The organism is Dactylosporangium sp. CA-152071 (assembly GCF_050936335.1).
GTDB classification, from domain to species: domain Bacteria; phylum Actinomycetota; class Actinomycetes; order Mycobacteriales; family Micromonosporaceae; genus Dactylosporangium; species Dactylosporangium maewongense.
On record NZ_JBNJMZ010000002.1, the window covers coordinates 2,233,281 to 2,249,211 of the forward strand.

A 15,931-nucleotide genomic window follows, 5' to 3' on the forward strand; every position below is an offset into this window, starting at 1 on the left:
ATGGCCCGATGTTGCGGGGGTGGCTGAACGCTCGGGCCGTCAAGCGGTTCGAGCGGGTGCAGGACGAGGCACGCATAGCGCGCCGGCAGCTGTACGACGCCGGCCGGTTCGCGGCGTACGCGGAGGCGCTGAAGGACCTCGAGCCCGGCTACCACGAGTCGCGGGTGATCGGCGCGGGCGAGCAGGTCGCGCACACCCGGATCGAGCGGTGTTGCGCGCTGGTGCGGGCGAACCGGCCCGCCGAGGCCGAGGCCGAGGCCGCGCAGTTCGTCGCGGACGGGTGGAGCGACTGGCTGCAGGTCCGGCTGCGGCACTGCATGCAGTACGCCCACCGCGACGAGCCGTCGCCGTTCATGTCGTTGCACACCGAACGGACCGGCTGGATCCGCCTGTACGACGACTGGCTCCCACCGGGCCAGGTCGAGCACCCCACGACTGACCTGCTGCGCACGGGGATCCGGCAGGGTTGGCTGCTCGCCGCGGAGCACGACCAGCTCGCCGCATGGGTCGACGGCGTCGGCGACCGCCAGCTCGCCGACGTCGTGCGCCACATCGAGCGTTGGGACTAGAAGCCCAGGCGGCCGAACCTGCTGCGGTGGAAGACGAGCGGGGACGGGTCGGGCAGGGCCGAGCGGCCCGCGGCGCTGAGCCGCAGCAGGACAATGGTGTGGTCGCCGGCGGGGACCTCGTTGTAGATCGTGGTGTCGAAGTGGGCCAGGCCGTCGTCGAGGATGAGGGCACCGTCGGCGGTGGCGGTGACGGGCAGGCCGTCGAAGCGCCGGTCGACGGCGCCCGCGAGCTGGCGGGCGACGGCGGAGTGGTGCTCGGCGAGGATCGTGACCCCCAGGTGGGCGGCGCGGCGCAGGTCGGGCCACGTCTTCGACGTGTTCGCGATGCAGAACGACACCAGCGGCGGGTCCAGCGAGACGGACGTGAAGGAGCTCGCGGCCAGGCCGACGGGCACTCCGTCGACCAGCGCGGCGACCGCGACCACGCCGCTGGGGAAGATGCCGAACACCTCGCGCAGGCGGGCCGGGTCGAGGTCCTGGTTGGTCCGCAGCGTGCTCATCGGGTCACCGCCCCGCCGAACGGCACGGAAGCGGTCGCCCCGGCGGGTGGCGCGGGATGCCGCCAGAGGCCGCGGGCGGCCAGCTCGGGCAGGACGCCTTCGCCGAAGCGGTACGCCTCCTCCAGGTGCGGGTAGCCGGACAGCACGAACTCGGTGATGCCGGCCGCCGCGTACTCCTCGATGAGGTCGGCGATCTGCCGGTGGCTGCCGACGAGCGCGGTGCCGGCGCCGCCGCGGACGAGCCCGACGCCTGCCCACAGGTTCGGGTGGATCTCCAGGCCGTCCTTGGTGCCGCCGTTGAGGTCGAGCATCCGCCGCTGCCCCTCGGACTCGCTGCGGCGCAGCCCGTCCTGGACCTGGCGGATCTGCTCCTCGGAGATGCCGGCCAGCAGCCGGTCGGCCTCCGCCCACGCCTCCTCGGCGGTGTCGCGGGCGATGGTGTGCACCCGCAGCCCGTACACCAGCTGCCGGCCCTCCGCGTCGGCGAGGTCGCGGACCCGGGCGACCTTCGCGGCCACGGCCGCCGGTGGCTCGCCCCAGGTGAGGTAGACGTCGACGTGGCGGGCCGCGACGTCGAGGGCCGCCGGGGACGAGCCGCCGAAGTACACCTGCGGCAGCGGCGCGGGGATCTGCGCGAGCACCGCGTCGGACAGCTGGAAGTGCCGGCCCTCGAAGGTGACGGGCTTGCCGGACCACAGGTCGCGGACGATCGACAGGAACTCGCCGCAGCGCTCGTAGCGGGCGTCCTTGTCCAGGAAGTCGCCGTACATGCGCTGCTCGTGGCTCTCGCCGCCGGTGACGACGTTGAGCAGCAGCCGGCCGCCGGACAGGTTCTGGAAGGTGCCGGCCATCTGCGCGGCGAGGAACGGCGAGGTGAGGCCGGGGCGGAACGCGACGAGGAACTTCAGCCGCTCGGAGACGCTCGCCAGCATGGCGGTGGTGATCCAGGCGTCCTCGCACCACGCCCCGGTGGGGGTGAGCGCCGCCTCGAAGCCGAGCTGCTCGGCGGAGCGCGCGATCTGGCCGAGGTACGGCACGGAGGCCGGGCGGCCGGCGGCACCGGCTGGGGTGCCGTGTCCGCCGCCGACGACCTGCCGGCCGTCTCCGCCGTTGGTGGGCAGGAACCAGTGGAACTTGAGGTCGGTCATCACGCCTGTCCGTGGTTTGGGGGTGGGGTACCGTCGACGGCCCAGCGGCCGAGGTGCTGGATCTTCCATGCGGTCGGGTCGTGGAGGGTGTGGGTGCGGGCGTTGCGCCAGTGCCGGTCGAGGCCGAGCCCCGCGGCCGCGGACCGGGTGCCGGCGACCTCGAAGAGGCGGCTGCCGGCGTCGACCGCGGCACGGCTGGTGGCGGCCCGCGCGGCGGCGACGGCGAGCGACGCCGCGCCGGTGAGGGCGGCAGCGTCGGTACCGGCGGCAGCGTCGGTACGGGCGGCGTCCGCCGAAAGCCCCGTACCGGTACGGGCGGGGTCCGCCGTGAGCGCGGCGTCGGCCCGGTCGATCGCCCTGGCCGCCTCGGCGAGCAGCGCCTCCCCCGCCCGGACGGCCAGCTCCAGCTCGCCGAACGCGTGCACGACGAGCGGGTCGTCCGCGGCCCGGTCGACCCCCGCGTCGGGGTACGGGCGGCTGCGCTCCCGCACGAACGCGGCGGCCTCCGTGAGCGCGGCGCGGGCGATCCCGGCGTCGATGGCGGCGTGCAGCACCTGCGCGAACGCCCCGTAGGTCTGCGGCCCGTCGAACGTCACCGCGTACGGTGTGATCAGCGAGTCGGGAACGTCGACGCCGCGCAGCACGACGGAGCCGCTGGCGGTGGTGCGCTGGCCGAGGCCGTCCCAGTCGTCGATGACCTCCACGCCGTCCGCGTGCCGGTCGACCCACGCGACGTGCAGCGGCCCGTCGGGCCCGAGGTGGGCGAGCACGGGGATGCGGTGCGCGAGCAGCGCCCCGGTGGCGTAGAACTTGCGGCCGTCGAGGCGCCAGCGGTCGTCGCCAAGAGCGGTCAGCGTGGTCCGGATGTCGCGGACGTGTTTCGTGCCGGCCTCGGACTGGGCGTTGCCGAAGCGGCGCCCCGCGAGCACCTCCCCGAAGAGCTGCCGCCGCTGGGCGTCGGTGCCGTTGCGGCGCAGCTGGCCGATGTACGCGTAGTGGCTGTGCGGGATCTGCGCGATGTTCGGGTCGCCGGTCGCCAGCAGCCGGACGACCTCGGTGACGGTCTCCACGGGCAGGCCGGCGCCCCCGTACGGTACGGGCACGGTGATGGCGAGGAGCCCGGACGCGCTGAGCTCGTCGAGCTCCGCGACCGGCAGCACCCGCCGCGCGTCCCGGTCGGCGGCATCACTGGCGAAGCTGCGCGCGAGCCCGGCGGCGACCTCGACAGCCGCGCCGGCGGTGAGCACGGGGACGGTGGTGAGCGCCCGGGTCATGCGCCCTCCGGCAGCTTCGCGTACGCCGCGCTGGGGCTGGTCCCGTCCAGGAGGTACTGCCCGACGATCCGGTCGCGGTAGATCACCGGGTTGTGGGAGGCGAGGGTACGGGCGTTGCGCCAGTGCCGGTCGAGCCGGAACCGTTCGGTGACCGCGGACGCGCCGCCGACCTCGAACAGCTCGGTGGTCAGGTCGAGGACGAGCCGCGCGACCACGCCCTGCGCCCCGAAGACCGCGACGTCCGCGACGTCCGCGCGGTCTGCAAAGCGGTCGGAGTCGGGCTCGGACCGCGCGGCCGAGATGGCGCCGGCCGCCGACAGGACCGCGGCGGACACGACGGTCGAGGCGCCGGCGAGACGGCCGACGACCTGCTGCACCTGCGGGTCGGTGGCCGGCGACGGGTGCGCGGGGTTGTGCAGGTTGCGGGTGCGTCCGTTCACGTAGGCGACCGTGTCGGCGACCGCGGCCCTGGCGATGCCGGCCAGGCTCGCCAGGTGTACCAGCTGAAACACCGCCATCAGGGTGGAGCGGGTCTCCTCGAAGGGCTCGACGTCCTCGGCGGCGACCGGCACGTCCTCGAAGATCGTGGTGCCGCTGCCGGTGAGCCGCTGCCCGAAGCCGTCCCAGTCGTCGATCCGGGTCACGCCCGGCGCGGACGCGGGGACGAGGACGTTCACCGTGCCGTCCTTCCCGGCGGCGGTGGTCTGGATCCAGTCGGCGAAGAGGCTGCCGGTGGAGTAGAACTTCCGGCCGTCGAGCCGGAAGCCGTCACCGGCGGGGCGCAGCGTGCTCTCGGGGGCGAACCAGGAGGTGCTGGCGCGTTCGCTCTGCGCGTTGCCGACGATGACACCGGCCGCGATCCGCCGCAGCCACCGGTCGCGGACCTCCGAAGAAGCGTGCGCGAGGCGGCTCTCGACGAAGCCGATGTGCCCGCGCAGCAGCTGCGGCAGGTTCGAGTCGGCCCGGCCGAGCTCGATGAGCTGCTCGGTGAACTCGGGCAGGGTGGCCCCGAGCCCCCCGTGCCCGACGGGGATCCGCAGCTTCGTGAACCCGGCCTCCCGCAGCCACTCGACCTCCTCGGCCGGCAGCCGGCGGTCGGCCTCCCGCTCGACGGCGCCCTCGGCGATACGCGCGAAGACGGGGGCGAAGCGCTCGGTGAACGTCATGACGCCCCCAGCCGGGGCACCGCGGTCAGCAGTTGCCGCGTGTACGGGTGCCGCGGCCGCTCGAAGACGTCGGCGGCGGTGCCGTGCTCGACGATCCGACCGTCCTTCATGACCAGGATCCGGTCGCTGACGTGGTGGATGACACCGAGGTCGTGGGAGATGAACAGGTAGCTGACCCCGAGCTCGTGCTGCAGGTCGGTGAGCAGGTCGAGCACCTGCGCCTGGATCGACACGTCGAGCGCGGAGACCGGCTCGTCGCACACGACGACCTTCGGCTCGGGCGCGAGCGCGCGGGCGATCGCGACCCGCTGCCGCTGCCCGCCCGACAGCCGCAGCGGCGCCGCGTCGAGGTGGGCGGCGCCGAGGCCGACCTGTTCGAGGAGCCGCACGGCCCGCTCCCGGGCCTCGGCCTTCGAGCCGGGCGGCCGGTCGCCGGTGCCGAGCGCGTCGGTCAGGATGCGGCCGACGGACCAGCGCGGGTCGAAGGAGCTGTGCGGGTCCTGGTAGACGACGCCGACCTGTCTGCGCAGCGGCCGGCGGCGCTCGGTGGTCAGCGCCGACCAGGGTTCGCCGTGCAGCAGTACCTCACCCGATGTCGCCGCCAGGAGGGCGAGGGCGATCCGGGCGGTGGTGGTCTTGCCGGAGCCGGACTCGCCGACGATGCCGAGGGTCTCGCCGCCGAACAGCTCGAAGGACACGTCGTCGACGACGGTCCGGTCCACCTTGTCGGGTCCGCGGAACACCTTCGTGAGGTGCCGCGCCTCCAGCACGGGCCGGCCGCGGTCGATCGTCCTCGGCTTGCGGTCCACTGTGGACGGGCCGCTCAGCCTGGTGCCGCGGGTGTGCTCGGACGGGATCGCGGCGAGCAGCATCCGCGTGTAGTCGTGCCGCGGCTCGTACAACACCTGCGCCGCCGGGCCGTGCTCGACGATCTCGCCGTCGCGCATCACGGCGACCTCGTCGGCGAGCCGCGCCACGACGGACAGGTCGTGGCTGATCAGGATGATCGACGTGCCGCGGGCCTTCGACGCGGCGAGCAGGTCGAGCACCTGAGCCTGGACGGTGACGTCGAGCGCGGTCGTCGGCTCGTCGGCGATGAGCAGCGGCGGGTCCAGGGCTATCGCCGACGCGATCAGCGCCCGCTGTCGCAGGCCGCCGGACAGCTCGTACGGCCGCTGCCGCGCCCGCACCGACGGCTCCGGCACCCCGACGGACCCGAGGAGCTCGACGGCCTTGTCGGCCCGTTCGGCGCGGCCGCCCCACCCGTGGATCCGCAGCGGCTCGGACACCTCGTCGCCGACCCGGCGCAGCTGGTCGAGGGAGACGAGCGCGTCCTGCAGCACGAAGCCGACCCGGCGGCCGCGGACGGCCCGCCACGCCCGCTCCGAGGTGTGCAGCAGGTCGGTGCCGGCCAGGTCGATCCGGTCCGCGGTGACGCGGGAGCCGGCGCCGGTGAGCCCGACGAGGGTGCGGGCGGTGACGCTCTTGCCGGATCCTGACTCGCCGACGATCGCGAGGCACTGCCCGGGCCGTGCGGTGAACGAGATCCCCTTGACGACCTCGTCGCCGCCGAACGCCACCCGCAGGTTCTCGACCCGCAGCAGCGTCGCCTGTTTCACCAACGGTCGTGCGTCCACTGTGGTCATCGGGCGGCTCCTCCGAGTCGGTGCTGCAGGGTGCGGCCGAGCGAGGTCACGGACAGCGCCACCAGCACGATCACGACGCCGGGCAGGATCTCCAGCCACCACGAGGTGGTGATGTGCAGGCGGCCGGCGTCCAGCAGCGCGCCCCACTCGGAGCTGGGCGGGGCGACGCCGAGGCCGAGGAACGACAGCGCCGACGCCCACACGATCGACTGGCCGACGCCGAGGGTCGCGACCGCGACGAGCGGCCGCATGGCGTTGGGGAACAGGTGCCGCCGGATGACGGTGAGCCTGCCGTGCCCGAGCGCGGTGGCCGCCTCGATGAACCCGGCCTGCCGCACGGCGAGGACCTGTCCGCGGATCATCCGGGCGTACCCGGGCGCGGAGCCGATCCCGACCGCGACGATCGACGTGGCGAGCGACGGGCCGCGGACCGCGATGACCAGCAGGGCCAGCAGCAGCGACGGGAACGCGAACGCGACCTCGAGGACCCGGGTGATGGCCGCGTCGACGACCCCGCCGGCGAGCGCCGCCGTGAAGCCCAGGCCGATCGCGAAGGCGAACGCCAGCGCGGTCGCGCCCAGGCCGAGGCCGAGCGACTCGCGCGCCCCGTAGATGACGCGGGTGAGCAGGTCGCGTCCGGCGTCGTCGGTGCCGAACGGATGTTGCAGCGACGGCGCCCGCAGGGTCGCGGTCAGGTCGATCGCGGTCGGGCTGTCGCCGGTGAGCAGCCACGGCGCGATCGCGGCGACGACCACGAACCCGACGACGAGCAGCGACAGCACCGTGCCGGGCCGCGGCAGGCTCACGGGGCGGCGCGCGGTGAGCGGGATCGTGGTCATCGGGCACCCGCCGTCCGCAGCCGCGGGTCGATCAGCGCGTACGCGAGGTCGACCAGCAGGTTGGCGACGACGTAGATGGCGGCGACGACCAGGACGATCCCGGACACCGTCGGCAGGTCGCGGGTGTTGACGGCGGTGACGAGCACCTGCCCGATCCCGGGCCGGCCGAAGATGTTCTCGGCGATGACGGCGCCGGAGACGAGCGCGCCGAGCGCCCAGCCGGACAGGGTGACCGCCGGGAGGATCGCGTGCCGCAGCACGTGCCGCAGCCGCACGCCCAGGTCCGACATCCCGCGGGTGCGGGCGGTGGTCACGAACGGCTGCCGCAGCACCTGCTCGAACTCGTCGCGGGTCACCTGGCCGAGGAAGCCGGCGAGCGGGATCGCGAGCGTGAGCACCGGCAGGACGCTCCCCCAGGCGCTGGTGCCCCCGATGATCGGGAACGCCCGCAGCTGGACGGCGAAGACGACGAGGAGCACGACCCCGACCCAGTAGTGCGGCAGGCTCGCCGTCAGCGCCTCCCAGGTGGTGCCGAGGCCGGTCAGGAACCTGCCCCGTTTCACGGTCAGCAGGGTGATGCCGAGGGCGAGCGCCCAGGCGACGAGCAGCGCCGCGCCGGTGAGGGTCAGGCTCGGCAGCAGCTGACCGCCGATGATCTCCAGCACCGGCCGTTTCTGGGTGTACGACGTGCCCAGGTCACCGTGCAGCAGCCCGTTCAGGTAGTCCAGGTACTGCACGACGACCGGGTCGTCGAACCCGAACCGCTCGTTCAGCGGCGCGAGCTCCGCGGCGCTCCACTGCTTGTCCTGCCCGGTCTGCAGGTTCATCAGCGTGTTGGCCCGGTCACCGGGGACGGCCAGCTGGGCGAAGAACGTGACGGACGCGGCGGCCACGATCACCGCCAGGGACGCCACGGTCTTGAACACCACCCGGATGACGGCGCTCATCCGACGAAGTACGCGTCGGAGAAGACCGGCTCGCCCTGGCTCTTCTCGAGCCACACGTTCTTCAGGTTCTGGGCGACGGCGTAGGTGGAGTTCTGCGTGTACAGGCCGATCCCGGCCGCGTCGTCCTGGATGATCTGCTGCGCCTTGCCGTACAGGGCGTCGGCCTTCGCGACGTCGGCCTCGGCGTTGGCCTGCTGGATCGTCGTGGACAGCGTCTCGTTGTTGTAGAAGGACCGGTTGCTGCCGTTCGGCTTCTCCGCGGTCGAGGGCCGCCACACGATCCACAGGATCGCGGCGCTCGGGCTGGTCCAGTAGGACGGGGTGGCGTCGAACGTGCTCGGGTCGGAGTACTTGCCGCCCCACAGCTCGGCCTGGGTCGCGGGGATCAGCTTCACGTCGAAGCCGACCTGCTTCCACTGCTCCTGCAGCACCTGCAGGACGGTCGCGCCCTCCTGGGTGAAGATGAACCCGGAGCCGTAGACGAGCTTGATGGTGAGCGGCTGGCCGTCCTTGGTGCGGACCTTGTCGGCGTTGCGGCCCGTCCAGCCGGCCTCGTCGAGCAGCTGGTTGGCCTTTGCCGGGTCGTAGGCGTAGGCCTTGGCCGCCTCGGCGTTGTAGCCGGGCGTGGACTGGCTGACCGCGGGGTTGCCCTCGTACGGGATGACGCCGTGGAAGCCGGCCTCGACGGCGGCCTTCCGGTCCGCGCCGTAGGCGAACGCCTTGCGCACCGCGGCGTCGGTGAACGGGCCGGTCTTCGTGTTGATGTAGAACGAGACGGGCTTGCCGGGCGTGATGTAGCGGATCGTCTGGTACCGCGAGGTCGCGTCCTTCCAGTTGACCGTCGGCACCTCGTACACCACGTGGGACTCACCGGTGCTCAGCGACGCGTAGCGGGAGACGCCGTCGGCGATGAACTTCCAGCGCACCTCGTCGACGATCGCCGGGCCCTCGTGCTTCGCGGTGGCCGGCCAGGACGTGTAGGCCGGGTTCTTGGCGAGCACGACCTCCTCGCCGTGCTTCCACTCCTTGACGGTGAAGCCGCCGGAGCCGATCGGCTTCTCGCAGTTCTCCTTCTCCGTGCGGCTCTTGTACGCCGTCGGCGACTGGATGCCGAAGTAGCCCTGCGTGATGAGGTTCAGGAACGGCGGGTACGGCGAGTTCAGCGAGATCTCGACGGTCCTGGCGTCGACGGCCTTCGCCGACTTGTAGTACGGGTCGATGGAGACCTTGGCGGTGCTGTTGCCGCCCTTGTTCTCCCACAGGTCGAAGTTCCAGGCGACCGCCTCGGCGTCGACCGGCGTGCCGTCGGTGAACTTCACGCCGTCCTTGAGGGTGAAGGTGTACGTGAGGCCGTCCGCGGACGCCGCCCACTTCGTCGCCAGCCACGGCTGGACGCTGCCGTCCTCGGCGAGCGTGACGAGGCCGTCGAGGACCTGGCGGGAGATGTACGCCTGCTGGATCCAGCCGCCGAAGATGCACGGCGGCTCCTGGACGTGGCCGTAGACGACGGTGCCGCCGGTCTTCGGCGTCCCGTCGCTGGTCGCCTCGGCGGCACCGCACGCGCTCAGCGACGCGGTCGCAAGCACGGCGGCGGCGATCAGGGTGGCGCGTGTTCTTGTCACGGGGTTTCCTTCGGATCGGTGATGCCGTTCACGGGGAGGTGCGCGCCGCCGCGGTACCGGGCTCCGTGGTGCCGCTCGGGCAGCCGGTCGCCCTCGCCGAAGATGCGGTCGCGGAGGGTCTCGCGCTCGTCGTACGTGCTGCGCAGGCGCCCTCGCTCGCGCAGGACGGGCACGACGTGCTCGATGAAGTCGCGGGTGGTCTCGTGGGAGTGGTACTGCAGCAGGTTGATGCCGTCGATGCCGACCTCGTCGAGCCAGCGTTCGATCTCGTCGGCGACCTGCTGCGGGTCGCCGACGGCCAGCAGCGGCTGCCGGCCCAGGTCGCCGAAGCCCTGCAGGAGCTCGCCGACGGTCTGCTCGGGGTCGATGACGCGGAACCGGCTGACCCGGCCCTCGCCGCCGCTGGCGACGTCGCCGACCTTCGCGTCCGGCGGGAAGGCGGTCGGGTCCCAGGGCAGGCCCGCGTGGGCGAGGTAGCCCTCGGCGTTGGCGAGCTCCTGGTACCGCGCGAACTTCGCCTTCGCCTCGGTCTCGGTCGGCGCCACGACGACGCCGGCGATGGTGATGAACTTGACGTCGCCGGCCCGCCGCCCGGCGGCGACGGCCGCCTCGCGGATGCCCGCGATCGTCTTCTGCAGGGCCTCGGTGGACGGGCCGCCGGTGAAGACGACCTCGGCGTGCTTGCCGGCGAACCTCGTGCCGGCCGCGCTGGCGGTGGCCGTGAACAGCACCGGCGTGCGCTGCCGGCTCGGCGACGGCAGGTGCGGCCCCTCGACCTTGAAGTACTCGCCCTCGTGGTGGATCGGGCGGATCTTCGCCGGGTCGGCGAACACGTTGCCGTCCCGGTCGGCGACGATCGCGTCGTCGTCCCAGGAGCCTTCCCACAGCTTGTACAGCACGTCGAGGTACTCGTCGGCGCGCTCGAACCGGTTGTCGTGCTCGACCTCGTCGTCGTGGCCGAAGTTGCGGGCCGCGTTGGGCAGGTAGGACGTGACGATGTTCCAGCCGACCCGGCCCTTGGTGAGGTGGTCGAGGGTGCTGGCCCGGCGCGCCCACGCGAACGGCGGCTCGTAGGTGGTGGAGAACGTGATGCCGAAGCCGAGGTGCTTCGTGACGGCCGCCATCGCCGGCACCACCGACGCCGGGTCGTTGTTGGGGATCTGCAGGCCCTGCCGGATGGCGGTGGCCGCGGAGCCGCGGAACGTGTCGTAGGTGCCGACGACGTCGGCGAGGAAGACCGCGTCGAAGCCGCCCTCCTCGAGCAGCACGGCGAGCTCGGTCCAGTACTCGATGTCGTTGAACCGCTCCCGGTTGTTGTCCGGCAGCCGCCACAGCCCGTGGGTGATGTGGCTGACGCAGTTCATCTCGAACAGGTTGAGAATGAGGCGCTTCACGACGCTGCTCCCACTCGTGCCCGCCGGTACCGCGCCGCCGGGTGCGTCACGGGCAGCCGGTCGCCGTGGCCGAAGAGCTTCTGGCGCAGCGTGCCCTCGCGGTACTCGCGCCGGGCCAGGCCACGGTCGCGCAGCACGGGGATGACGTGGTCGACGAACTCCTCGTAGCTGCCGGGGATCTCGGCGTTGACGACGTTGATGCCGTCGACGCCCGCGGCCCGCCAGCGCTCCAGCTGGTCGGCGATCTGCTCCGGGGTGCCGGTGACGCGGCCGTTGTGGGAGGTGTAGTGCGCGACGTCGCGCAGCGTCGGCGGGCGGTCGGTGACCAGGTCGTTGATCCAGCCGAGGATCGACTGGACGCCCTCGGTCCGCAGCTCGCCGACGGGCCGGTCGAGGTCCTTGCGGGCCTCGTGACCGAGGTCGACGCCGATCGCGCCTGACATGTGCGCCAGCTGACCGTCGTAGTCGATCCACTGGTCGAGCTCGTCGCTGCGGCGCTTCGCCTCCTCCTCGGTGGAGCCGACGACGAAGTGCAGTCCCTGGAAGAACTTGAGGTCGTGCGGTGAGCGGCCGTGCCGGACGGCGCGGGCGCGGATGTCGGCGGTGTCCCTGGCGGCGGCCTCGACGCCCGGCGCGACGATGAACACCGCCTCGGCGTTCTTCGCGGCGAACGTGCGGCCCGCCTCCGACGCGCCGGCCTGGAAGAGCAGCGGCGTGCGCTGCGGCGACGGGCTCACCAGGTGCGGGCCTTCCACCTTGTACCGGGGGCCCTCGTGGTCGATCCGGTGGATCTTGTCGTAGTCGGCGTGGATGCCGGTCGCGCGGTCCTGGACGAGCGCGTCGTCCTCCCACGAGCCTTCCCACAACTTGTACGTGACGTCGACGTACTCGTCGGCCCACGCGTAGCGCTCGTCGTGCTTCGTCAGCCCTTCCAGGCCGAAGTTGCGCGACGCGTTGGGCAGGTAGTTCGTGACGATGTTCCAGGCGATGCGGCCCTTGCTGGCGTGGTCGAGCGTGGAGATGCGGCGGGCGAAGTTGAACGGGTGCTCCTGCAGGATCGACGCGGTGAAGGCGATCCCGAGGTGCTCCGTCGCGTAGGCGATGGCGCTCGCGAGCACCGAAGGGTCGTTGCTCGGCACCTGCAGGCCGGCCTCGACGTATTTGCGTTCGTCGCCACGGTACGGCGCGTACAGCCCGACCACGTCGGCGAAGAAGATCGCGTCGAACGTGCCGCGCTCCAGGGTCCTGGCGAGGTCGACCCACAGGTCGAGGCTGTTGAAGTCGGCCTGGCGGGCGCCCGGCCGGCGCCAGGTGCCCTGAATGATGTGGCCGGTGGTGTTCATCACGAAAGCGGCGAAGTGCAGGGGTCGCATGCGTCTCTCCTTGTTTCTCTGTAAATACTATAGACTTAGTAGGGTATTGACGCGCAAGACCCCGGGTGGAAGGCGTTGCCGATCCCCCCATCCACGTTTGGAGTGCGCATGCGGATCGAGCAGCTCACATACCTGGCCGCGGTCACCCGGCACGGCTCCCTGCGCCGTGCCGGCGAGGAGCTGCACGTGTCGCAGCCCGCGCTGAGCGAGGCGATCCGCAAGCTCGAACAGGAGCTGGGCGTGCGGCTGCTGGACCGGCGCCGCTCGGGCGCCCGGATCAGCGCCGCGGGTCAGGAGCTGCTGCAGCCGATCGTCGACGTCCTGGAGGCCGTGGACCGGCTCAAGGCCGCCGCCGGCAACCAGCGGACCAGCCGGCGGCTGCTGCGCATCGGCACCGTCAACGCCGGCACCGCCGCCCTCGTCCTGCCCGCCGTGCGCGCCTTCCAGGCCGCCGACAGCGCCGCCGTGGTCGAGGTCCGCAACCTCCAGCAGGACGAGATCCACGTGTCACTCGCCGAGGGCACCCTCGACCTGGGCCTCGTCAACCTCCTCGACGGCGACGACGTGCCACCCGACCTCGAGGCGACCCCGCTGCTCACCGGTCGCCCCGCCGCCGTCCTGCCCGCCGGCCACCCGCTCACCGCGGGCGCCGAGGTCACCGTCGACGACCTGCGCTCCGAGCGCTTCGTCGCCATGCGCGCGGGCTACCTCATGCACCGCTTCGCCCACCGCCTCTTCGGCGCCGACCTGCCGGCCCGCTGGCACTCCACCGACGGTGCGGAGATGGGCAAGATGATGGTCGCCGAGGGCATCGGCCTCACCGTCCTGCCCGACTACAGCGTGCACGGCGACCCGCTCGAACGCGCCGGCCTCATCGTCACCAGGCCCCTGCGCGGCGACACCACGGTCGTCACCATGGCCGCCCTGCACCGCCGCCAGCCCCGGGTCCCGCCGGCCATCGTCGAGATCCTGTCCCACCTACGCGCCCGCGCCCGCACTTGACCGTTATTTCAGGTGGCCGTCTTTCAGGTGGTCGTCTTTCAGGTGGCCGCCCGCAGCCGCTCGCGCCAGGCCGCGGTGTGCCGGTCGAGTGTGGCGAGCCGCTGGTGCCGCACCGGCCCGGGCTCCAGCGCCCGGTGCATGCGGATCGCGCGGGACAGCAGCAGGCCCAGGTTGACGGTGAACGGCACCGTCAGGCCGCGGTCGCGCACCTCGTGCAGGCGGGCGCCGGGCAGTGCCCTGAGCACCATCACCCGGTCGTCGGCCCACAGCAACTCCGGCTTCCCGAACCACCGGCAGGCGGCCAGCTCACGCCGCCGCCGTCGTGATCGCCTTCACGACCACCGGCCCCCCGGTAGCTGCCGGCGGTCACCAGCGACTTGCCGGTGCGGTGCAGCACCCGGCCGACGGTCAGCCCGGCCGTCACCGCCACCGTCGCCCGTCCACCGCCAGCAGCGCGTCCGGCCAGGTCCGCTGGTCAGGGGTGTCGGGGACGGGCACGCCGCGCGCGTCCTCGAGGCGCTGCCAGGCGAGTGCGGGCGGGACGCCGTTGAGGGTCAGGATGCCGGCGGCGAGCATGGCCGAGCGCCCGATCCCGAACCGGCAGTGCGTCACCACGTGCGCGCCGGCGCGGACCAGGCCGGCGAGGCGCCGCAGCTCGGGCAGGACCGCTCCGGGCGCCGGCACGCCGCGGTCCTGGATCGGACGGCCACGAACTCCAGGCCCGCGTCGCCGGCCACCCGAGGCTCGTCGGCGAGGTCGACCTCGACCAGCTCCTCGGCGGTCAGCGCGCACACCAGCACACCGACGCCGGCCCCGCGCAGGGCGGCCATCTCGTCCGCGAGCCAGTCCCCGCCGCGCGGTTTCGCCATGGTACTGACCCGGCCAGGCCCCGGCAGGTCGACGGTGAACAGGTTCGGGCGCATGCGGCTCCGTTTGCTCTGTGGCCCGCCGGCACGGGTAGGCCGTGCCGGCGGACCGCGTGGATGTGGGTCAGGCCACGTCGAGGACCCAGGTGACGCCGAAGCGGTCCATGAGCATGCCGTACAGCGGCGACCAACCGGACGGCGCGAGGTCCTGGACGATCGTCGCGCCGCTGGACAGCGCCTTCCAGTAGGCGGTGATCTCGCCGGCATCGCTGCCGCGGACCGAGACGAAGACGGGCTTGTCGCCGGCGTCGTACGACAGCGCGGCGGGCACGTCGTAGGCCATGACGTGGAAGCCGTTGTCCGCCCGGACCTGACCCCACATGACGTGCTCCACGTCGTCGGCGTGGGGGACGAGGACGATCTCACCGCCGAAGGCGGACTGGTAGAACTCCAGCGCCTGACGGGCGTCGCCGCGGAAGTTCAGGTGCGTGGTCGTGGTGATGCTCATCGTATCTCCTCGTGTTTGTCTGGCGGTGCGACCCGAGGCTGCCAGCGGTAGGTGCCAGGTTGTGGCACCTATGGCAGGCAAGATGGATCTCATGCCGAAGACCTCCGCGCGCCTGCTCGCCCTGCTGTCGCTGCTGCAGACGCGGCGGGACTGGCCGGGGCTGCTGCTCGCCGAGCGGCTCGAGGTCAGCCTGCGGACGGTACGCCGGGACGTGGACCGCCTGCGGGAGCTCGGCTACCCGATCGTGGCGCTCAAGGGCCCCGACGGCGGCTACCGGCTCGGCGCCGGCACCGAGCTGCCGCCGCTGCTGTTCGACGACGAGCAGGCCGTCGCGCTGAGCATCGCGCTGCAGGTGGCCGCGACCACCCCCGGCAACGGCACCGCCGAAGCCGCCGCGCGGGCACTGCACACCGTCAGGCAGGTCATGCCCGCCCGACTACGCCACCGGATCGACACCCTGCACGTCACCGCCGCTGCTCCCGTGCCGGCCGCTGTCGAGGCACCGGTCGGCGGCGATGTACTCATGGCACTCAGCACCGCCGCACACGCCCGGGAGGTCCTGCGCTTCGACTACACCGACCGCGGCACGCGCCGGGTCGAGCCCCACCACGTCGTGACCTGGGCCGGACGCTGGTACCTGGTCGGCTGGGACCTCGACAGGAAAGACTGGCGCATCTTCCGCGCCGACCGGATCACCCTGCGCACCCCGAACGGCCCCCGGTTCACGCCCCGCCCCCTCCCCGGCGGCGACGTCGCCGCATACGTCACCGGCACCTTCCACCGCAACACCTGCCGCGGCGTGGTGATCCTGGACCTCCCGGCCGCCACGGTCGCCCAGTACACCCGCGAGGGCATCGTCGAAGAACTCGCCCCCAACCAGTGCCGCCTGACCCTCGAGTCATGGTCATGGATGTCCCTCGCCGCCTCCATCGCCAGATTCGACGCCGACCTCCAGGTCATCGACCCCCCGGAACTCCGCGCCGCCTGCACCCGCCTGGCCCATCGCTTCCTGAACGTGACCCCCTAGCTCGAAAACCGACGGTGCGTGGGCAGGCGGCAGCTCCCGGCGCAGTGAAG

General features: G+C 72.6%; 17 protein-coding genes. 3 read left to right on the forward strand and 14 right to left on the reverse strand.

Translation table 11 applies throughout. From position 1 onward, the window contains the following. Positions 1–8 precede the first annotated feature (8 nt). A complete protein-coding gene (locus ACQEVZ_RS50005) occupies positions 9–569 on the forward strand; it encodes a hypothetical protein (protein ID WP_433382121.1) in 561 nt (186 codons plus the stop codon). On the opposite strand, the gene ACQEVZ_RS50010 is transcribed toward ACQEVZ_RS50005, so the two are convergent. Genes ACQEVZ_RS50010 through ACQEVZ_RS50055 form a run of 10 tightly spaced genes read right to left on the reverse strand, consistent with a single transcriptional unit; the run spans position 566 to position 12,478 of the window. Next, positions 566–1,069 (reverse strand): flavin reductase family protein, encoded by a 504-nt coding sequence (locus ACQEVZ_RS50010; RefSeq protein ID WP_344499486.1) that lies wholly within the window; start codon positions 1,067–1,069, stop codon positions 566–568. The two genes, ACQEVZ_RS50005 and ACQEVZ_RS50010, sit on opposite strands and share 4 nt — an antisense overlap. Next, positions 1,066–2,217: an LLM class flavin-dependent oxidoreductase gene (locus ACQEVZ_RS50015; RefSeq protein ID WP_433382124.1), complete on the reverse strand. Its 1,152-nt coding sequence runs from the start codon at positions 2,215–2,217 to the stop codon at positions 1,066–1,068. Before ACQEVZ_RS50015 ends, ACQEVZ_RS50010 begins: the two co-directional genes overlap by 4 nt. Then, positions 2,217–3,491 (reverse strand): SfnB family sulfur acquisition oxidoreductase, encoded by a 1,275-nt coding sequence (locus tag ACQEVZ_RS50020; protein WP_433382127.1) that lies wholly within the window; start codon positions 3,489–3,491, stop codon positions 2,217–2,219. Before ACQEVZ_RS50020 ends, ACQEVZ_RS50015 begins: the two co-directional genes overlap by 1 nt. After that, complete coding sequence (locus ACQEVZ_RS50025; RefSeq protein ID WP_433382130.1) at positions 3,488–4,657, reverse strand: acyl-CoA dehydrogenase family protein; 1,170 nt, start codon at positions 4,655–4,657, stop codon at positions 3,488–3,490. The genes ACQEVZ_RS50020 and ACQEVZ_RS50025 overlap by 4 nt, the downstream gene beginning before the upstream one ends. Further along, complete coding sequence (locus ACQEVZ_RS50030; protein WP_433382133.1) at positions 4,654–6,303, reverse strand: dipeptide ABC transporter ATP-binding protein; 1,650 nt, start codon at positions 6,301–6,303, stop codon at positions 4,654–4,656. The genes ACQEVZ_RS50025 and ACQEVZ_RS50030 overlap by 4 nt, the downstream gene beginning before the upstream one ends. Then, positions 6,300–7,142: an ABC transporter permease gene (locus ACQEVZ_RS50035; protein WP_344499476.1), complete on the reverse strand. Its 843-nt coding sequence runs from the start codon at positions 7,140–7,142 to the stop codon at positions 6,300–6,302. The genes ACQEVZ_RS50030 and ACQEVZ_RS50035 overlap by 4 nt, the downstream gene beginning before the upstream one ends. Continuing rightward, positions 7,139–8,089 (reverse strand): ABC transporter permease, encoded by a 951-nt coding sequence (locus tag ACQEVZ_RS50040; protein ID WP_433382137.1) that lies wholly within the window; start codon positions 8,087–8,089, stop codon positions 7,139–7,141. Before ACQEVZ_RS50040 ends, ACQEVZ_RS50035 begins: the two co-directional genes overlap by 4 nt. Next, the gene (locus ACQEVZ_RS50045; protein ID WP_433382140.1) at positions 8,086–9,711 is read right to left on the reverse strand and encodes an ABC transporter substrate-binding protein; all 1,626 of its coding nucleotides are present in this window, start codon (positions 9,709–9,711) and stop codon (positions 8,086–8,088) included. Before ACQEVZ_RS50045 ends, ACQEVZ_RS50040 begins: the two co-directional genes overlap by 4 nt. Continuing rightward, positions 9,708–11,105, reverse strand: coding sequence for an NtaA/DmoA family FMN-dependent monooxygenase (locus ACQEVZ_RS50050; RefSeq protein WP_344499470.1), 1,398 nt, complete (start codon positions 11,103–11,105; stop codon positions 9,708–9,710). The genes ACQEVZ_RS50045 and ACQEVZ_RS50050 overlap by 4 nt, the downstream gene beginning before the upstream one ends. After that, positions 11,102–12,478 (reverse strand): LLM class flavin-dependent oxidoreductase, encoded by a 1,377-nt coding sequence (locus tag ACQEVZ_RS50055; RefSeq protein ID WP_433382143.1) that lies wholly within the window; start codon positions 12,476–12,478, stop codon positions 11,102–11,104. Before ACQEVZ_RS50055 ends, ACQEVZ_RS50050 begins: the two co-directional genes overlap by 4 nt. 108 nt (positions 12,479–12,586) lie before the next feature. On the opposite strand from ACQEVZ_RS50055, the gene ACQEVZ_RS50060 reads away from it, so the two are divergent. Further along, positions 12,587–13,480, forward strand: coding sequence for a LysR family transcriptional regulator (locus ACQEVZ_RS50060; RefSeq protein WP_433382146.1), 894 nt, complete (start codon positions 12,587–12,589; stop codon positions 13,478–13,480). 38 nt (positions 13,481–13,518) lie between these two features. On the opposite strand, the gene ACQEVZ_RS50065 is transcribed toward ACQEVZ_RS50060, so the two are convergent. From ACQEVZ_RS50065 to ACQEVZ_RS50080, 4 genes are all read right to left on the reverse strand, one after another. Then, positions 13,519–13,728, reverse strand: coding sequence for a hypothetical protein (locus tag ACQEVZ_RS50065; protein WP_433382149.1), 210 nt, complete (start codon positions 13,726–13,728; stop codon positions 13,519–13,521). A 172-nt stretch (positions 13,729–13,900) separates the two neighbouring features. Beyond that, positions 13,901–14,095 (reverse strand): hypothetical protein, encoded by a 195-nt coding sequence (locus ACQEVZ_RS50070; RefSeq protein ID WP_433382152.1) that lies wholly within the window; start codon positions 14,093–14,095, stop codon positions 13,901–13,903. Further along, complete coding sequence (locus ACQEVZ_RS50075; protein ID WP_433382155.1) at positions 14,089–14,349, reverse strand: hypothetical protein; 261 nt, start codon at positions 14,347–14,349, stop codon at positions 14,089–14,091. The genes ACQEVZ_RS50070 and ACQEVZ_RS50075 overlap by 7 nt, the downstream gene beginning before the upstream one ends. Positions 14,350–14,470: 121 nt before the next feature. Continuing rightward, complete coding sequence (locus tag ACQEVZ_RS50080) at positions 14,471–14,854, reverse strand: VOC family protein (protein WP_433382158.1); 384 nt, start codon at positions 14,852–14,854, stop codon at positions 14,471–14,473. Positions 14,855–14,945: 91 nt separating this feature from the next. Between ACQEVZ_RS50080 and ACQEVZ_RS50085 the strand changes: the two genes are divergently transcribed. Then, entirely contained in the window at positions 14,946–15,881 is a 936-nt protein-coding gene (locus ACQEVZ_RS50085) for a helix-turn-helix transcriptional regulator (RefSeq protein WP_433382161.1), read from the forward strand. Positions 15,882–15,931: the final 50 nt, after the last annotated feature.

What these genes read in the sequence shown, in the direction of transcription:
- ACQEVZ_RS50005 (WP_433382121.1), top strand. Translation starts at nt 9, where the DNA reads ATGTTGCGGGGGTGGCTGAACGCTCGGGCCGTCAAGCGGTTCGAGCGG.
- ACQEVZ_RS50010 (WP_344499486.1), bottom strand. Translation starts at nt 1,069, where the DNA reads ATGAGCACGCTGCGGACCAACCAGGACCTCGACCCGGCCCGCCTGCGC.
- ACQEVZ_RS50015 (WP_433382124.1), bottom strand. Translation starts at nt 2,217, where the DNA reads ATGACCGACCTCAAGTTCCACTGGTTCCTGCCCACCAACGGCGGAGAC.
- ACQEVZ_RS50020 (WP_433382127.1), bottom strand. Translation starts at nt 3,491, where the DNA reads ATGACCCGGGCGCTCACCACCGTCCCCGTGCTCACCGCCGGCGCGGCT.
- ACQEVZ_RS50025 (WP_433382130.1), bottom strand. Translation starts at nt 4,657, where the DNA reads ATGACGTTCACCGAGCGCTTCGCCCCCGTCTTCGCGCGTATCGCCGAG.
- ACQEVZ_RS50030 (WP_433382133.1), bottom strand. Translation starts at nt 6,303, where the DNA reads ATGACCACAGTGGACGCACGACCGTTGGTGAAACAGGCGACGCTGCTG.
- ACQEVZ_RS50035 (WP_344499476.1), bottom strand. Translation starts at nt 7,142, where the DNA reads ATGACCACGATCCCGCTCACCGCGCGCCGCCCCGTGAGCCTGCCGCGG.
- ACQEVZ_RS50040 (WP_433382137.1), bottom strand. Translation starts at nt 8,089, where the DNA reads ATGAGCGCCGTCATCCGGGTGGTGTTCAAGACCGTGGCGTCCCTGGCG.
- ACQEVZ_RS50055 (WP_433382143.1), bottom strand. Translation starts at nt 12,478, where the DNA reads ATGCGACCCCTGCACTTCGCCGCTTTCGTGATGAACACCACCGGCCAC.
- ACQEVZ_RS50060 (WP_433382146.1), top strand. Translation starts at nt 12,587, where the DNA reads ATGCGGATCGAGCAGCTCACATACCTGGCCGCGGTCACCCGGCACGGC.
- ACQEVZ_RS50065 (WP_433382149.1), bottom strand. Translation starts at nt 13,728, where the DNA reads ATGGTGCTCAGGGCACTGCCCGGCGCCCGCCTGCACGAGGTGCGCGAC.
- ACQEVZ_RS50075 (WP_433382155.1), bottom strand. Translation starts at nt 14,349, where the DNA reads ATGGCGAAACCGCGCGGCGGGGACTGGCTCGCGGACGAGATGGCCGCC.
- ACQEVZ_RS50080 (WP_433382158.1), bottom strand. Translation starts at nt 14,854, where the DNA reads ATGAGCATCACCACGACCACGCACCTGAACTTCCGCGGCGACGCCCGT.
- ACQEVZ_RS50085 (WP_433382161.1), top strand. Translation starts at nt 14,946, where the DNA reads ATGCCGAAGACCTCCGCGCGCCTGCTCGCCCTGCTGTCGCTGCTGCAG.